General features: G+C 60.9%; 20 protein-coding genes and 1 pseudogene. 13 read left to right on the top strand and 8 right to left on the bottom strand.

All coding sequences use genetic code 11. The features are described 5' to 3' along the window. Positions 1-414: 414 nt before the first annotated feature. The 3 genes from CJ028_RS05515 to CJ028_RS05505 are packed head-to-tail and all read left to right on the top strand — an operon-like array spanning position 415 to position 2,667. Positions 415-684 carry an SHOCT domain-containing protein gene (locus CJ028_RS05515; protein ID WP_240607118.1) on the top strand — a complete coding sequence of 90 codons (270 nt, stop codon included), beginning with the start codon at positions 415-417 and terminating at the stop codon, positions 682-684. Next, positions 684-2,198, top strand: a complete 1,515-nt coding sequence (locus tag CJ028_RS05510) for a multicopper oxidase family protein (protein ID WP_105034280.1) — start codon at positions 684-686, stop codon at positions 2,196-2,198. Before CJ028_RS05515 ends, CJ028_RS05510 begins: the two co-directional genes overlap by 1 nt. 46 nt (positions 2,199-2,244) lie before the next feature. Further along, complete coding sequence (locus CJ028_RS05505) at positions 2,245-2,667, top strand: DUF302 domain-containing protein (RefSeq protein ID WP_105034279.1); 423 nt, start codon at positions 2,245-2,247, stop codon at positions 2,665-2,667. Positions 2,668-2,888: 221 nt separating this feature from the next. Here the strand turns inward: CJ028_RS05505 and CJ028_RS22140 are convergent, their stop codons facing one another. Both CJ028_RS22140 and CJ028_RS05500 read right to left on the bottom strand, forming a co-directional pair. After that, positions 2,889-3,053: a DUF8730 family Cys-rich protein gene (locus CJ028_RS22140; RefSeq protein ID WP_500681176.1), complete on the bottom strand. Its 165-nt coding sequence runs from the start codon at positions 3,051-3,053 to the stop codon at positions 2,889-2,891. Between the two features lie 127 nt (positions 3,054-3,180). Further along, complete coding sequence (locus CJ028_RS05500) at positions 3,181-3,537, bottom strand: thioredoxin family protein (RefSeq protein WP_105034278.1); 357 nt, start codon at positions 3,535-3,537, stop codon at positions 3,181-3,183. A 125-nt stretch (positions 3,538-3,662) separates the two neighbouring features. Here CJ028_RS05500 and CJ028_RS05495 point away from each other — a divergent pair, with 125 nt between their 5' ends. The 3 genes from CJ028_RS05495 to CJ028_RS05485 all read left to right on the top strand — a co-directional run bounded on the left by CJ028_RS05495 (position 3,663) and on the right by CJ028_RS05485 (position 6,538). After that, entirely contained in the window at positions 3,663-5,039 is a 1,377-nt protein-coding gene (locus tag CJ028_RS05495) for an MBL fold metallo-hydrolase (protein ID WP_105034277.1), read from the top strand. 150 nt (positions 5,040-5,189) lie between these two features. Continuing rightward, positions 5,190-5,777 (top strand): rhodanese-like domain-containing protein, encoded by a 588-nt coding sequence (locus CJ028_RS05490; RefSeq protein WP_105034276.1) that lies wholly within the window; start codon positions 5,190-5,192, stop codon positions 5,775-5,777. After that, entirely contained in the window at positions 5,774-6,538 is a 765-nt protein-coding gene (locus CJ028_RS05485; protein WP_105034275.1) for a sulfite exporter TauE/SafE family protein, read from the top strand. Before CJ028_RS05490 ends, CJ028_RS05485 begins: the two co-directional genes overlap by 4 nt. Positions 6,539-6,553: 15 nt before the next feature. Here the strand turns inward: CJ028_RS05485 and CJ028_RS05480 are convergent, their stop codons facing one another. Continuing rightward, complete coding sequence (locus tag CJ028_RS05480) at positions 6,554-6,844, bottom strand: metal-sensitive transcriptional regulator (protein WP_104190884.1); 291 nt, start codon at positions 6,842-6,844, stop codon at positions 6,554-6,556. A 131-nt stretch (positions 6,845-6,975) separates the two neighbouring features. Between CJ028_RS05480 and CJ028_RS05475 the strand changes: the two genes are divergently transcribed. The 4 genes from CJ028_RS05475 (at position 6,976) to CJ028_RS22135 (ending at position 8,638) form a co-directional block, all read left to right on the top strand. Further along, a complete protein-coding gene (locus CJ028_RS05475) occupies positions 6,976-7,536 on the top strand; it encodes a hypothetical protein (RefSeq protein ID WP_240607117.1) in 561 nt (186 codons plus the stop codon). Further along, positions 7,526-8,059 (top strand): hypothetical protein, encoded by a 534-nt coding sequence (locus CJ028_RS05470; protein WP_105034274.1) that lies wholly within the window; start codon positions 7,526-7,528, stop codon positions 8,057-8,059. Before CJ028_RS05475 ends, CJ028_RS05470 begins: the two co-directional genes overlap by 11 nt. After that, positions 8,056-8,430 (top strand): rhodanese-like domain-containing protein, encoded by a 375-nt coding sequence (locus CJ028_RS05465; RefSeq protein ID WP_105034273.1) that lies wholly within the window; start codon positions 8,056-8,058, stop codon positions 8,428-8,430. Before CJ028_RS05470 ends, CJ028_RS05465 begins: the two co-directional genes overlap by 4 nt. 76 nt (positions 8,431-8,506) lie before the next feature. Further along, entirely contained in the window at positions 8,507-8,638 is a 132-nt protein-coding gene (locus CJ028_RS22135) for a DUF8730 family Cys-rich protein (RefSeq protein WP_500681175.1), read from the top strand. Positions 8,639-9,051: 413 nt separating this feature from the next. On the opposite strand, the gene CJ028_RS05460 is transcribed toward CJ028_RS22135, so the two are convergent. Next, positions 9,052-9,426, bottom strand: a complete 375-nt coding sequence (locus CJ028_RS05460; RefSeq protein ID WP_129590394.1) for a DsrE family protein — start codon at positions 9,424-9,426, stop codon at positions 9,052-9,054. A 368-nt stretch (positions 9,427-9,794) separates the two neighbouring features. Between CJ028_RS05460 and CJ028_RS05455 the strand changes: the two genes are divergently transcribed. From CJ028_RS05455 to CJ028_RS05445, 3 genes are all read left to right on the top strand, one after another. Further along, on the top strand, positions 9,795-10,547 hold the full coding sequence (locus CJ028_RS05455; RefSeq protein ID WP_240607116.1) for a DsbA family protein: 753 nt from the start codon (positions 9,795-9,797) through the stop codon (positions 10,545-10,547). Positions 10,548-10,549: 2 nt separating this feature from the next. Then, positions 10,550-11,389: a cytochrome c biogenesis CcdA family protein gene (locus tag CJ028_RS05450; RefSeq protein ID WP_105034270.1), complete on the top strand. Its 840-nt coding sequence runs from the start codon at positions 10,550-10,552 to the stop codon at positions 11,387-11,389. A 137-nt stretch (positions 11,390-11,526) separates the two neighbouring features. Next, positions 11,527-12,621: a hypothetical protein gene (locus CJ028_RS05445; protein WP_129590393.1), complete on the top strand. Its 1,095-nt coding sequence runs from the start codon at positions 11,527-11,529 to the stop codon at positions 12,619-12,621. An 11-nt stretch (positions 12,622-12,632) separates the two neighbouring features. On the opposite strand, the gene CJ028_RS05440 is transcribed toward CJ028_RS05445, so the two are convergent. The 4 genes and pseudogenes from CJ028_RS05440 to CJ028_RS05425 form a co-directional block, all read right to left on the bottom strand. After that, a complete protein-coding gene (locus tag CJ028_RS05440) occupies positions 12,633-13,382 on the bottom strand; it encodes a GntR family transcriptional regulator (RefSeq protein WP_105034268.1) in 750 nt (249 codons plus the stop codon). A gap of 602 nt (positions 13,383-13,984) precedes the next feature. Next, positions 13,985-14,551 (bottom strand): DUF4913 domain-containing protein, encoded by a 567-nt coding sequence (locus CJ028_RS05435; protein ID WP_240607114.1) that lies wholly within the window; start codon positions 14,549-14,551, stop codon positions 13,985-13,987. A gap of 7 nt (positions 14,552-14,558) precedes the next feature. Continuing rightward, the gene (locus CJ028_RS05430) at positions 14,559-15,014 is read right to left on the bottom strand and encodes a single-stranded DNA-binding protein (RefSeq protein ID WP_240607113.1); all 456 of its coding nucleotides are present in this window, start codon (positions 15,012-15,014) and stop codon (positions 14,559-14,561) included. Between the two features lie 148 nt (positions 15,015-15,162). Continuing rightward, positions 15,163-15,474 (bottom strand): annotated as a pseudogene (locus tag CJ028_RS05425) (integrase core domain-containing protein); the annotation flags it as partial. Positions 15,475-15,618 lie beyond the last annotated feature (144 nt).

Below are 15,618 nucleotides of genomic sequence, written 5' to 3'. Positions count from 1 at the left end.
CGTGGTGGAAGGAGCCTTGCAGGTGGCTCTCAACCACGCCAACTATGGCTCTGAACGACACGATTCATGACTCCGGGGGCTGGCCCTCAGTCGCACCGCCCCCGGCTCCCTTGGAAGCCAATATTCAAGCGTCGCCGGTTCTGTGCGGGTCCCGCAGTTTGGGCCACCTGGTGTCCTAGAAAACTAAAGGTTTACAAGACACGAGACTGACCCAGATTGAGTTGTGGAAAAAGAGCAGAAAGGCGCGGAATCGCGGGCTTTCATTTTGTCTCGGAAAGTCGTCTGGCCATTCATGGTGTCCAGTGCGAGCCCGGCACGAACATCCATAGTCCAGCCTTTTCTTTGATGCGGTGATGGCTCGAACCACGCCACGACTTATACCTCTAGGGGTATAGTGGAGATACGGATCAGTAAATGAAAGGAAACGATCAGATGATGTGGGGTAACGGAAGTATGGGATGGTCTTGGGGGTTCGGCCTGTTGGCTATTGCAGGCGTCGCCGTGCTCATCTATGTCATTGTTCGTTTTTTGTCGAACAAATCCGGAAGCGATGACACACGCTCTGCTCCGAGGCAAGCGGATTCGGCCAGTGCTAGGCGAATTCTTGAGGAGCGTTTCGCTCGGGGGGAGCTCACTGCGGAGCAGTTGCGTGATCAGCTGCGGGTGCTCGAGGAGGGCCGGTAGTGCCTGATCTCAGTCGCCGTAGCGCCCTGATTCTCGGCGGGGTCGGGATTGCAGGCACGGCTGTAGGCGGAACGGGTTTCTTCGTCAATCAACGGATCTCATCAACTACGTCACCGGCAATACCGTCCGGGAGCGACCTCGTAGAGCCCCCGGAGTTACGAAGTGTCAGCGGCACTCTCACCGTTGACCTCGAGTCTTCCCCGCAACAGGTGACCATTGCTGGACGTGATGTGCGGGCGCTGAGTTACAACGGTGGCGTGCCCGGCCCCACACTGCGCGTTCGAGCGGGAGATACCCTCAGCGTGAGCCTTCGCAATGGTCTGGCAGACCCCAGCAACCTGCACGTGCACGGACTCCACGTCTCGCCCGAGAACAATAGCGACAACATGTTCGTCACCGTCGCGGCCGGCGACTCTTTCGATTACCAGTACGAATTGCCCGCCAATCACCCGCCGGGCGTGTACTGGTATCACCCGCACCACCACGGTTTCGTGGCCGATCAGGTATTCGGCGGCCTTTACGGCGCCATCATCGTTGATGACCCCGACCCCGTCCCTGCCAGCCGGGAACGCGTCCTCGTCATTTCCGACATCACTCTCGATTCCGCGGGAACAATTCCAGCGGCCACATCGATGGAGAAAATGTTCGGACGCGAGGGAGACCTTGTCCTCGTCAACGGGCAACTTACCCCCAGCATGACTGCCCGCCCGGGCGAACGGGAACGATGGCGCATCATTAATGCCTGCGTGTCCCGTTACCTGCGGCTGCGCCTCGACGGGCAGCAGATGTCTCTTCTCGGAATCGACTCCGGGCGTTTCGAAGCCGCGCGCGACGTCGACGAGGTCGTGCTGGCCCCTGGGAACCGGGCCGACCTTCTCGTCACCGGTACAGCCGGCACCTCCGAACTGCGTGCCCACACCTACGACCGAGGCATGTCCGGCGGAATGATGATGGGAAGCGGAAGCTCCACTGCCGCCGACGACATCGCACTGGCCACATTCATCGTGACCGGTGACACTATCGCCACAGTCGCAGCCATACCCGGCCAACCCGTTCCACGTGACCTACGCACGGCTACCGTTACCGCCCGACGCGAGTTGATCTTCGCGATGGGAATGGACGGGAATAGGGGCGGCGGCATGGGCGGAGACATGGATGGCGGCATGGGCGGAGGAATGGGCGGCGGCATGATGTCAGCCACGATCAACGGTCAGGTATTCGATGCCACCCGGATCGACACGACCGTGCAATTCGACACCGTGGAGGACTGGTTGCTGACAAATACCAGCCGGCTCGATCACCCCATGCACCTGCACGTGTGGCCGATGCAGATCATCGAACAGGCAGGCCAGCCGGTCGACACCATCATGTGGCAGGACGTCGTGAATATCCCAGCACGCAGCACCGTGCGCGTACGTATCGCGTTTGACGACTTCAGCGGACGCACCGTGTACCACTGCCACATCCTCGACCACGAAGACAGCGGAATGATGGGAATCATCACCGCAAACTAACACCAACCGCAACGATCGATTCAAGAAAGTAGACCGGGAGAAAACAATGAACTATGCACACACCATCACTATCTCGCTGCCCTACGCAGAAGCCGTCACCAGGGTGCGGGAAGAACTAGCCAACCAGGGCTTCGGCGTTCTGACCGAAATCGACGTCCACGCGACCTTCGAAACGAAACTCGGCGTGGAAAGCGCGCAGTCACTTGGCGATTACCTGATCTTGGGCGCGTGCAACCCGGCCCTCGCCGAACAAGCACTCACCGCGGAGCCCGACATGGGACTGCTGCTTCCGTGCAACGTCGTCATCCGGCGCAGCCCCTCAGCGAATACGACCACGATTCAAGCTATCAACCCACAAACCATGGTCCAGCTCAGCAATTCCCCGGGGATACAGCACGTTGCTGATCAAGCCGATGAACGTCTTCTCGCCGCGCTAGCCGTTCTCCAAGGAGAAAGCAGCAGCAACTAATACGCGCTCCGGCCCGCTAGAGCACCGTGAACGCTGTGTCGCTGATTCTGTGAACAGCAACGCTCAGCGGCGCTCTTTCTGACATGAGGGCTGCGCCCATACCCGACCGCGGAACGCGGTTATCCCCACCCCGGCCGTGTTAGCCGTCAGCCGCGCCGGTGGTCCGGTTGGCGATCTGGCTGGCGCTGGCAGGCTTCAGTAGAAGGAGGTGGGTACCGCCGTTAGCGTCCGAGTAGCCGGGACCAGAAGGAGCCGGTCGCTTTTTCTTTGACGTGCCCGGCGCATTGTTGGTTGCGTGGCACGCCGCGCATTACCTGATCAATGTGCTGACCGCAGCCCGCCCACGTTGTCTTTTGGCACACTTTGCAGGTGACGGAACGACACATAATGGATCTCCATTCAATTCGGTGAACTAATAACACAATTATACCCCGGAGAGTATTCTCGCCGGGTGTTGACAGGGTGGACCGCCGGTGAGCCTGCTGCGAAGCCTTTTCGCAGGGGACGCGACGTTTAGCGGGCGGCGATACTGGCGCGCACGTCGTCCATGTCGAGGTTCTCAACACCGGCAATGAGCTCTTCCAGGCTGGCTGCGTTTAGGGCGCCCGGCTGGGAAAAGACGAGCACGGAGTCCCGAAACGCCATCAGCGTGGGGATGGAACGGATGCCCGCGGCTGCGGCCAATCCTTGTTCGGCTTCGGTATCAACTTTTCCAAAGGTAATTGCGGGGTGCTTTTCGGACGCCGCGGTGAATGTCGGGGCGAAGCTGCGGCATGGGCCGCACCATGCGGCCCAGAAATCAACCAGCACGATGGGGCTCTGGGCAATGGTCGTGTCAAAGGTGGTCTCGGTGAGAGCGGTAGTAGCCATACACAAAGACTATACCCTTAGGGGTATCTTGCATACCATGTGGGGTATGTGCGAGACTGGGGCGCATACCCACTACACGCCCCAATTCGTGTCGGCGTGGTGGGCCCCGATCTTTGGAGGCCACGATGATTTTGACCCAGTACTACCTCAACTGCCTGTCCCATGGTTCGTACCTCGTCGGTGATGAGACGAGCGGTCAAGCCGTTGTCGTAGACCCTCGGCGCGACATCGACGAATACCTCGCTGATGCCCAAGCGAACAACCTGACCATCGTCGGCGTGATCAACACGCATTTCCACGCTGACTTCGTCGCCGGTCATCTTGAGTTGGCCGCAGCCACTGGCGCCTGGATCGGCTACGGTGCCCGCGCTGAGGCGGAGTACGAGATCCGTCACCTGGCCAATGGCGAGAGAATCTCGCTCGGTGAAGTGGAATTCGAAATTCTCGACACCCCCGGGCACACCTGGGAGTCCATCAGCATCGTCGTTCGTGAACACGCCGGCGACGCCGTGCCCCATGCCGTTCTCACCGGCGATACCCTCTTCATCGGTGACGTGGGCCGTCCCGACCTGGCCGCATCCGTCGGCGCCGATCCCGACCAACTGGCCCGCGCCCTGTACGCGTCGATCCACACGACGCTTCTCGCCTTGCCTGATGCGGTGCGTGTTTTCCCTGCGCACGGTGCTGGTTCCGCCTGCGGCAAGAACCTCTCCGACGAGCTCGAATCCACCATCGGCAATCAGCGCCTGACGAACGCGTCCGTGCAGCCCATGAGCGAAGACGACTTCGTGACGATGATCCGCAGCGGCCAGCCCGCAATCCCCGGCTACTTCGCCGTCGACGCGATGATCAACCGCAGCACACACGAAATCATCGGTTCCACCCGCGAACTAGCACCGCTCACCTTGACGGATGTTCGCACATCCGTTGAACGCGGAGCCCGCGTTCTCGACACCCGCAGCCCCGAGGACTTCGCGCTCGGGCACCTGGCCGGGTCCATTAACGTGGGACTGGACGGTCGCTTCTCCGAGACGGCCGGAATGGTCATCGAGCACGACGACAACATTGTGATCATCGCCGATTCCGGCCGCGAAGCCGAGGCCGGAATGCGGCTGACCCGCATCGGCTTCGACCGGGTCGCCGGATATCTGACAAACCCGGCGCAGGCGTTCACCGACCTCGGCCCACTGATGCAGGTCGGTGCGCGGGTCGAGCTTGAGGACTTCGAGGCTCTGCGCCGGGACACCGCCGCAACAATCCTCGACGTACGTAACCCCGGCGAGGTCGAGCAGGGCGCGATCCCGGGCTCGCTGCACATTCCCCTGGCCGAGCTGAGCGAGCGCCACGCCGAAGTGCCCGCCGGACCCGTGATCATCCACTGTGCCAGCGGCTGGCGTTCGAGCGTCGCCGCGAGTGCGCTGCGCGGCCTTGGCCATTCGGACGTGACCGACCTCATCGGCGGCTACAACGCCTGGGCCGCCCGATATGCAGTGAAAGCCTGATAGAAATAACGCCGCGGCTGAACACCTAACCACTGCTGGCTTCACGGCAGACACGATCGTCAGCGGCCTGCCTCAGTGGCAGGCCGCAAGGCTGCCCAGCATCGCTCCGCTCCCGCACCAAACTGAAACGGATCTACTATCTCTGACACCATGCGCACCGTCAGCCCTACTTTGCCACCGATTGGGGCAGACGAATTCCACCGATGGGTTCTCAATCATGACGACCTGATCATCGATGTGAGGGAGGGCTCGGAGTTTGAAACCCGGCATATCCGGGGTTCGTATCACGTGCCGCTCCACCTGCTTAAAGAACACACTGAAGAGTTTGCGGCGCAGATGGCCTCCCGGGTTGTGCTGGTGTGCCAGTCGGGTCGACGTGCGGAAGAAGCGCGAAAGGATCTTGACGCTGCTGGCCTGACCGGTGCTCGTGTGTTGACCGGTGGCGTAGCGAGCTATGCCGCGGCCGGCGGCGATATCGTCACCGGCCGCTCCACGTGGGCCATGGATCGACAGGTACGCATGACGGCCGGATCTTTGGTTTTGGCGAGCGCGCTGGCGGGAAGGTTCATCCATCCGCAGTTCCATCTTCTCGCCGGCGTCATCGGCGCCGGCCTCGCGGTGTCGGCCGCCACCAACAGTTGCACGCTGGGCCGCATTCTGTCGTGGATGCGCTGGAACCGCCCGGTTTCCGAGCCCACGAAGAGCGATGTCCTCGCGCAGCTGGCGCGGCACACATGATCCCGGCCGCGCTGCTTCTAGGAGCGATCGTCGGTGCGCTCCTTGGCCTGGTCGGTGGGGGCGGGTCAATCCTGGCAGTTCCGGCATTGGTCTACGGTGTCGGGTTACCCCTCGAGGAGGCGATACCGACGTCGCTGATCGTCGTGGGAGCGGCGTCGGCGGTCGCCGTGCTTCCGCGGCTGCGCGCCGGCGTGAACTGGCGTCTCGCCGGCATCATCGGCGCCGCCGGCATTCCCACCGCCTACCTCGGCACCCTCGTAAACCGGCTGGTCAACCCTCAGCTTCTGCTCGTCGCTTTCAGCGCGATCATGGTCATTGCCGGTGTGCGGATGTTCTTTGCCACCCCCGCCGCAACTGGCCCCTGCGCGCTGCCCGGCGGCGGGACCCGGTGGCGCATTTGCCTGCCCCGTGCGCTGGCCACGGGCACCGTGGTCGGGTTCCTGACCGGGCTGCTTGGCGTCGGCGGCGGGTTTCTGATTGTTCCGGCACTGGCTCTCGTGCTCGGGCTTCCCATGGGCGTCACGATCGGCACGTCCCTTGTGATCATTGTCATCAATTCGGTTGCCGGTTTCAGCGCCCACCTGAGCGACGTGCAGATCGACTGGGCTGTCACCGGCGCCTTTGCAGGAACGGCCATGCTGGCATCCTTGATTGCGGGCAGACTCGGCCGAGGGCTCCCCGACCGCGTCCTCAAAACGAGCTTCGCGATCCTTGTGCTCTGCATCGCTGTGTATGTCGCGGTACGCGCCCTCGTGGGCTAGCAACCGCGAGCGGGATCAGGCGAGGGAGAGAAAAAGTTTTTCAAGCTCATTGACACTGAGCTGTTTTTTTTCTCCATCGGCACCGCCGTCAATGAGACACTCTTTCATTGCCGACGAGATGATCGTGAACCCCGCCCGGTCGATGGCGCTCGAGACGGCAGCCAGCTGGGTGACTACGGCGCGACAATCGGCGCCGGACTCGACGGCTGTGATGACGGCGCCGAGTTGCCCCTGTGCACGCTTGAGTCGATTGAGGGTCTTGCGCAGGTCGTCGCTGGCGTGGGTCGCGGGTTCGGTAGTTCCCATAGAGGTGTACTCCTGTTGATAGGCGGATGCATGGCTGGTTTTGCGGGGGAGTAAGATACCCCTTAGGGTATCAGTATACTGAAATATGACAGCAAGCGTTTCACCATGAAAAGTAAATGAGGGCTATTCGCATGCGTGACCAGCGCACCAGTAGGGACGAATCATCACGGCGTGCCCCTTGGCGCGGCACGCTGGCCGGGCTCGGCGGCGACTTGCGTCGCTGGCCCTCCCGTCGCTGGTGGGTTGCCCTGGCAACAGCATTATTTACGGTGGTCTTCATTGCCATCCCGACGGACTTGATTGACACGCCATTCTTTTCGAGAGAGATCCCGCCGACCGCCTGGTCGTGGCCGGTGCTCATTCTCAGCGCGGTTTTAGCGGGCCTGGTCACCGCTACCTATGTGGCGCACCCGGAAGGCGCTTCATTCGGACGAGCGGCCGGACGGGCGGGCATGGCCGGCTGGCTCGTAACGTTTTTCGCGGTGGGATGCCCCGTCTGCAACAAATTAGTTCTCCTCGCTCTCGGGACAACCGGGGCGATGCAATTCTTCGAGCCGGTCCAGCCGTATCTGGCCGCCGCGTCGATTATTTTGCTCGGCTGGGCTCTGTATGCGCGCATGACTCGAGAAAACTCCTGTCGTCTTCCCGCTCGGGCCGATGTTGAGGCGGAAGCTGTCGAGCGTGTTCACTGACCTCAGAGCCTGGCCCGCGCGACGCTGGATGATCGTGGCCGCCGTTGCCGTAGGCGCGTTCATTGCTCTTGCCACCGGCTACGCACCTATTGCGGTCGGCGCAGGCGATGCGCTCTGGTGGGCGGTCGCGGCTACTGCCCTCGGAGCGAGTGTGATCGGCTTGATTGTTGCAAGTTATATCGGCACCCCCATCGGCGCCGACGCAACTCTCTGTGACGCGCGGTGGCCGGCTCTGGGTCTGATTGCGCTCTATTTGACTACCGAAGTTCGCTCCCTCGACCCGGTCGTGAGTGGTGCTGCTCGCCCGGTCCTGGCCGCTGCCGCCCTCGCCCTGTTGTTCTGGGCCCTGCGCGAACGGCTGGCCAGCGAACGCCGAGCCACTACCCGCAGTAAATCGTCAGAGTCCACTGAGGGTGAGGCCTGCACCACTTGCACGCCTTTGTTCCCACGATCCCGGAAAGTCACCCCCGAGCCGATCACACTGCCTCCCGCGTCACGCACCCGTCAGGACACCCAGCCATGATGAAGACACTTACCGCCATCACGATTGCCGTGGCGGCACTGCTCAGTATGGCCGCCTGCGCGAGCCCCGCGCCGGCCCCGTCCATCGCTGTCACCTCCAGTACGGTCATCATCGATGTGCGCACCGCAGAAGAGTATGTCGGTGGACACCTGCAGGACGCCATCAATATCGACGTGCAGTCCCCGGACTTCGATATGCTGATCGCGGTGTTGCCAATCGACGGGGACTACATCATCTACTGCGCCACCGGAAACCGGTCGGCTGCAGCCGTCACCCGCATGGCCGACCTCGGGTTCACCACGCTGACCGATGCAGGCGGCATCACGGACGCGTCTGCCGCCACCGGACTGGCCATCGTCGTTGACAAATAAGTTTCCTCTGTCCGCAAGTAACTTATACCCCATGGGGTATACTGGAGACTTCAGCTCGATTAGCTAAGGAGTCACTATGTGCAGTCCCATACGATGCGACAATTGCGGAAAAACCACCTGGACCGGATGCGGTATGCACGTCGATGAGGTTATGGCCGACGTCCCAACGAGTCAGCAGTGCACCTGCGCCGCCCGCTCGGATTCCTAACAGCCCTCGGGCGTCGCACAGGTCTTCGCTAACTACCAATAGATCTTGTTGATCTCGAACCTTGCGAATACGACACCCGATTACGGTTGGCTGCCGCGACCAACGGGGTTCGCTCTGCACAACAGGCTCTTGAGGCAGGGTTCGTTATTTGGTGAAGTATTACGAAGTTGCCGGCGCTTCAGCGAGCGAGGTGTGCCGAACTCCGCGCCGTCGCGCCAGCAAGCTGCGGACGGACGGAACCGTGCCAGCGGTCGTCGGCGTGGCGCACGCTCGCTGGTCGGTCGGGCGGCTCATGTCGGCCCGAATTGGTCAGAGCATCTCGCCGGCGGAATCGATGACTTGCAAGATATTCAAGACGCTGTCAACCGTACGTAAATTGAAAAGCGCCGTTCAAGCGCCCTACGACCGTCGTGTCAAATGCGAACATAGGCCCATCCCTCGAGTTGAGACTGAGCCAGGAAGACGACGGCAGCAGGAGTGCTACTCACGCCGATGCCAAGATCGTGGACGCCAAGACCAGCGGACCGGAGGCTGTTTCCACATGCCACCACCGACACGCCTGGCAAAGCGAGTGCCGTGTTGATTTCGTCATCGAGGGCGGAATTGGCCGCGAGGAACTGGACGGCTCGGCCTTGAATCACGAGGGCAATTGTGCTCGGAGTGGCGAATCCGTGATGGGCGTTGCGCACAACCTGCAAGCCAGCAGCAACGGAGGCTTCGTCCGAGCCAAGCACATGAATAAGAAGTTGCGGAACGCTCCGGGGCGCCGACCTATGAATGGCGTTCATGAATTGACCGAAAGTAGTAGCGAGATCACCAGTGCTATTCCGACACCGACGCAAGCCGCGGCGAAGACGAGTACGCGGTGGTAGTGACGTCGTTGCGTGGACCGTGGAGCTTTGCCCCACGCCGTGGAGCGGAGTTGTAACCGACGCGCTTCGGTCATGACGGGTCGGTAGGCCTCGGTATCACCAAGGTGGAGACGCCCCTCGCCGGCGTGGGCAATGCGGTCAGTCTCGTGGGCCGTTCGTGGCGGGGCGGTGGTTGCTTGGAGCATGAATGGACTCTTTTCAATCGGTTTGCCGGGAATGCTCCTTGACTCGGACGGAGAGGCGGCTACAACTGTCTTTTTTACCCTAATGTGCGTACATTTAATATGGTGCCGACACAACAGAACTTCACAAAAAACAGGCCGATCCGACGAGTCAAGGTGCGGCGACGCACGCTCCTGATGCTTTTAGGAGCAGCGGCAGTTCTCGCAGTCGTCATCGTCGGAGTGGTTGCACAACAACCCGTCCAAGAATCCACTTCGGCCCCCGCTGAACAATCCGGGGAAAATAGCGGCGAGCAGACGCTCGATCTCGCCCGACGTGTCGATGGTGAGGTGACCGCCCGCGGAGAGGTCGACGCGCCGGTCGTTTTGGTCGAATACGCCGATTTCCGGTGTCCATTTTGTGGGGTTTTCGCGCGCGATACCCTCCCCGTCCTCGTTGAGGAATATGTCGACAGCGGCCAAGTGCGCATCGAGTGGCGGGACCTGCCGGTGTTCGGTGAGGAATCCACGGCAGCGGCCGTGGCTGCCCGGGCGGCGGGCGAGCAAGGTTTCTTCTGGGAGTTTGCCGAGGTCGTCTTCGCGGGCGCCCCGGAACGCGGACATGTGGCATTGCCCCCGGAACGCCTTCTGGAAATCGCGACAGAAATTGGTGTTCCCAACCTTGAGCAGTTCGTCTCCGACCTGGATAATGCTGAACTTTTGGAAAAAGTGAACATTGATGCGGCCGAGGCTAGGTACCTCGGAATTACCAGCACGCCCATGTTCGTGGTAAATGAAACTCCGATCTCCGGCGCGATGCCGGTGCAGGTGTTCCGTGACACGATCGACAGCGAACTGGCGAAGGCCGGACGTTAGACGTGGATATTGGCTATGCCGGCGCACTGATTGGCGGGATGCTGACACTTTTGAGCCCCTGCTCGGTCATGCTCCTTCCTGCGTTCTTCGCCTACGCGTTCGCGAAGCCGTCCGAGCTTCTTGCCCGTACCGGATTGTTCTATCTGGGTCTAATTACTACGTTGGTGCCGCTGGGAGTGCTGGCTGGCACGGTCGGGGTGTTTGTCACGCAAAATCGCACGGCCTTCGTCGGGATCGCTTCATTACTCGTGGTGTTGATGGGTATCATCCAAATTTCTGGACTACGTTTTCCCGCCTTTGCCCGCGGCAGCGCGGCCGAAGGGACCTCGGCAGTATCGGTCTACCTCCTCGGCGCTGTCTACGGAGTAGCCGGGGTGTGTGCAGGCCCCATCCTCGGCTCGGTGCTTACCGTGGCCGCCCTCGGCAGTAACGCCGTCTACGGGGGAATTCTCTTAGCGATCTACGCGCTCGGCATGGCAGCGCCCCTGATCGTACTCGCCCTGTTGTGGGACCGTCTTTCACTGGGGAAGAGTCGTTGGCTGCGCCCGCGGATGCTCACCATCGGAAGATGGGAGAACTCGTGGTTGATGATCGTATCCGGGATCCTGTCAATCCTGATCGGAATTTTCCTATTCCTCACCGACGGTACCGCGAGCCTCGGCGGAGTTTTGACCATCGGAGATCAGTTCGCCACCGAGGCCTGGGTGCTCGATGTGTCCTCCCTCATGACCAATCTGGGATTCGGGATCGTCGCGATCGTCGTGCTGGGCCTCATCGCGCTGGCCTACGCGGCTCGGAACCGTCGCACGCGGCGGCAGCGTGTGCTCCAAAAGCAAGAATGAGGCGCGCTGCTGGTGCCGCAACCGCCACGCTCGCTAGCGTTGTGCTACTGGCCGCGTGTTCCGGATCCCCGTCGCAGCTCGGCGCCCATCGTGTCTCCGACATCGTAAATTTGGTTGACTTCACTGCAACTTCCGCTATGCCCGCGTTGCCTAGTGATTATCTGGCCACGGGTATCGTGCAATTCGACAGCCAACCCGCCGTGAGCGATAACGTTTTTGTGTCGACGCTATTTCCGAATAGCGAGGTTGAAGACTTGAACTTCATCGGTCTCTCGGAGGCAGGCATACGGTGGCAGATCGAAACGAACCCGTCCTGCGTGGGGTTTGTACTGACCCGCGACGGTGATCGAGAGCTCATCGTGATTCTCGATTCGGACACTACGGCAGAAGCGGGAAAGCTGGCGACGCGCACTGTCGCCACGGCATTCGAGTCCGAGTCCGGCGCGATTGCCTGGGGGCCAGTCAATGTTCCGGGACCGGCCCGAGGTTCAGGCCTGATCTTCGCGGACACGCCCAAAGGGATCGTCTCCGACGACGTCTTGCCCGCGGTCATGCTCAGCGCTCACGACGGTACTGTCAGTGCCGCCGAAGACGCGACGGGAGCGTCAACGATCGAGTACGAAAGCAATGGCACCGGCCTCATCGAGACGGCAGGCCTACTCACGGCTGTCGACACCACCACCGGAGAAATACGCTGGGACGCGAACACACTCTCACGTCCCACGGACGTCGAATCTTCCTCAGCGGTCTCCGTTGCAGACGACGTATCGCAGGAAGATATCGTCTTTCTTGACTGGGTCGATAGCGCAGGTGACTCTGTTGTGAGCGCACATAACGTCAAAACGGGAGCTATGCTCGCAGAGTTTTCCGGGCACGTGACTGGACCGTCAATCATTGACGAGTCCTCAGAAAACCTCGCCGTGTCCTCATTCCGTCCAACGGATGGGGCCACGATACTCACCGCGATTGATCCGGACTCCGGAACGCTGTGGGAGCAGGTTCTGGAGAGCGACATGACCCCGGTATCGGCCTCTGACAAAGTGATCTACCTTCGCGGCGGGATGGGCAACGTTACGATCACCTGGTCCGACGGTCACATGCAGCAGCGCGGTCAGGGACGAATTCCGATGGCTGTTCTCCCTAACGGAACCGGTCTCTTTCCCACCGGGGACCCCTACGAGTACGTCCTGGCAAGCCCTCAGTTCAAGGGCCTTAAGGCTGAGAACCGTTAACGGCTGAACCATCAACGGGGTGAGAATGATGTGGTGACCGCGAAACGGTCGCCACGGACGACAGTTTCCCGCCATTCCATCGGACGCCCCGCAGCGCGACCACACCGTTCAATGAAGAACGCGGCAGCGCCGACCGGGCATTCAAGAACTCGCGCCTGTTCGACGGTAACGGCAATCGCTGTCAGTGTTTCCTGTCCGCCGTCCAGCGTGATCCCACACCGGAGCGTCAACTCCTGATAGAGAGCAGTGTTGCTGAAATCGACTTCGAGAAGACCGGCAGCGCGATCGGCAGGCAGCCAGGCGCTGTCAACGGCAAAGACATCGTCGTCAGCGAAACGACGGCGCTCAATATTGACCAACGGGGCGTCGCCGGGTAGGTCGAGCCGGTCAGCAATCCGCGCGTCGACACGGATTTCGCACCGGATCAACTCACTGCGCTGCCTCATCCCAGAAGCCTCAACTGCCGCAAACAAGCTATACACCGGCCCAAAGCGATGTTCTTCGCCATGGTTGAGGTGCACCACCGGGCGTTTACCCCGACTTGATGACACCAGCCCCTCTCGACGCAGAGGGTTCAGCGCAAGTCGAATGGTACTGCGGCTCACCTGATATTCCGCGGTCAGTTGAATTTCACCGGGAAACATGTCCTTGAACTCGCCCGAGGCTATCCGGTCGAGAATGTCGTCATGGACGCCCAACCAGAGTGGCTGACCAGACACTCTGGCCAGTCGTGCCCGGTCTGTTCCAGCCGCAGTTGACATGTGAGTCACGCTTCTCCTCGGGCAATATGTGCGCCCAAATGCAATTATCCCTTGCGTGCACGAGGCCAGATTCCCTGACTAAGAAGCAGTCGCCGTATCAGAATGCTTTATTCGACCAATTCTGCAATAGTTGGACTTCCAAGTTTACATAATATCTATTATCGGCTCGTCAATTCTCTGCTATTGGACGGGCTATCCATACGTACATGTCGGACTCTTTACTAGCACCCTGGCGCCAGTCAGGAGCAGGTCGACACTCCTCTCGATGGTCTCTCTGATGCGATTTACGCCATGCATCTCACGTTGTGTATGTACCCGCGGCGCCCCGGACAGACCCCTTGGGGCAACCTGCAGGCGTGGCAACATTTTGGCAACGTTTGAACGAGATTGCTCCGTTTTCTAACATGGTCAAGTGATTGAAAAACCACGTAATCATACGCATCTGAGGCGAATTCCTCCGTCTCATTGGGTGCGCATTAGGTTTCAAATCCCACCGGTACAGCAGAAAAAGCGCCGAGGACTTCTCTTGCCGATGCCGCCGATCGCGTGCCACGATGGAGAGCACACGACGAGTCGTGCTGACCCGGATGCCCATAGACGAATCAGTGAAAGTCGGGTGCATCATTGATGCGAGCTTCGGCCTCGCGTCGCCTGGCCACGTCATCAACGACAAACTGAACGAAGTCCTCGTCACGATCGCCGATGACCACGTCCTCGACAGAGTCGGCCGGAGGTTCTCCTGGCCACGCGGTCTGCCGCGTAGCCCGGTCCCGCTCCAGGCGGGTCCCTGACATCGCGACCCAGTCGCGGAGCCGTTGGCGGGCCTCCGCGAAGTCTCGATGCCAGCCGAGCGGAGCGGAGCCGTGCTGGTCGGGGTCGTACGCGCCGAGCCAGTGCAGGTGCAGCGCGGAGAGCTCCCAGACGAGCTCGGGGTGCCGATGCCAGAACGGCGGCACAACGGATGCCGGCAGCCCGTAGGTGCGTCGCAGCCAGTTCACCCAGCGGTTGAGTTCGATCCATTCGGCCTCGGCGTCGACGGCACTAAGAAGGTTCCAGTTGATCGGATGCGGTGGCTCCGCCACGAGCGGCCCCTCGAAGTCGTCCAACGAGCTCGCCCCGAAGCCGTCATCGTGATCGCCGGAAGCCCCCTCGACGAGTGACTCTGACATCGCTGGTTCACCGCCTGGATCCGGCGTGTGCCGCTTCCGCCTCGTGCTCGACCTCGATGTCCGCACCGGCGCGATGGGTGCGGTCGACCTGATAGTTGGTGCGTGAGAGATCGTGGCCGATCTTCTTGGCGACGAATTCTTTGCGTTGGATGGCTTCGCCGTCGCGCTCGACCTGGAAGGTGCGCACGTACCCTTCGGCGACGAAGCTGTCGCCTTTGGCGAATCGGGCAAGAGCCCGTTCGGCAGTGGCGCGGTAGGCGACGAGGTCGTGGAACGTCGGCTCGAGCGCGGTGAAGCTGCCGCTGTATTCGTGACGGAAGTGCGGCTGGCCAACGCGCACGTAGAAGCGGGTGTCGCCGTTCTCGGTGACCGTTTGTTGAGGGTCGGATGCGATGAAACCGGACAGAGATTGCTGGGTGTGAAGTGCAATGGGACTGAACCTCCTGTGACTCGGGCGGATCATCGTGATCCGCACTCAGTAGGAGGTGCACCAGTCGCTCCATGGTATTCGCGCCCATACTCGTGGAGACCCGACCGGCAAGGCCCCACTAGACCTGAAGATTCACGTGTGCGCCCGTCAAGTTTTTGAGACAATCTGATTGATTTTTCTTCTACGCCGCAGCCATTTGGTGGTCATCGCGGTGGGCGGCCATCGCGGCGGCTGGTTGTAGTCCTCCGTTGTGTGAATGAGGGCGCCGCCGGTTGTACCAGGATTCGATGTATTCCATCACCGCGGTCCTGGCAGCGAGGTGATTCTCGAAGTCGTGCTGGTAATACATTTCGGTCTTCAGATGTGAGAAAAAACTTTCGGCCACAGCGTTGTCCCAACACACGCCCACGGCTCCCATCGACTGCGTGACCGTGTTGGCGGCGCACCATTTTTGGAACGGGCCCGACGTATATTGCGTGCCTCGGTCGCTGTTAAGCCGAATTCGGCTTAACAGCGATTATGCCGAGGATGACGTTAAGCCGAGGAACTGTTCCGACGCCAGAAGTTTATTGGGGATGGCCGCAGTTTTCTCGGTTTAGTGCAATGCCTCAACCAGCGTTACTTTCATCGTGTCCAG

The organism is Cryobacterium aureum (genome assembly GCF_002954245.1).
GTDB lineage: Bacteria > Actinomycetota > Actinomycetes > Actinomycetales > Microbacteriaceae > Cryobacterium > Cryobacterium aureum.
The sequence above is the reverse complement of the archived record's forward strand: the minus strand, read 5'-3'. Positions and strand labels throughout refer to the sequence as shown.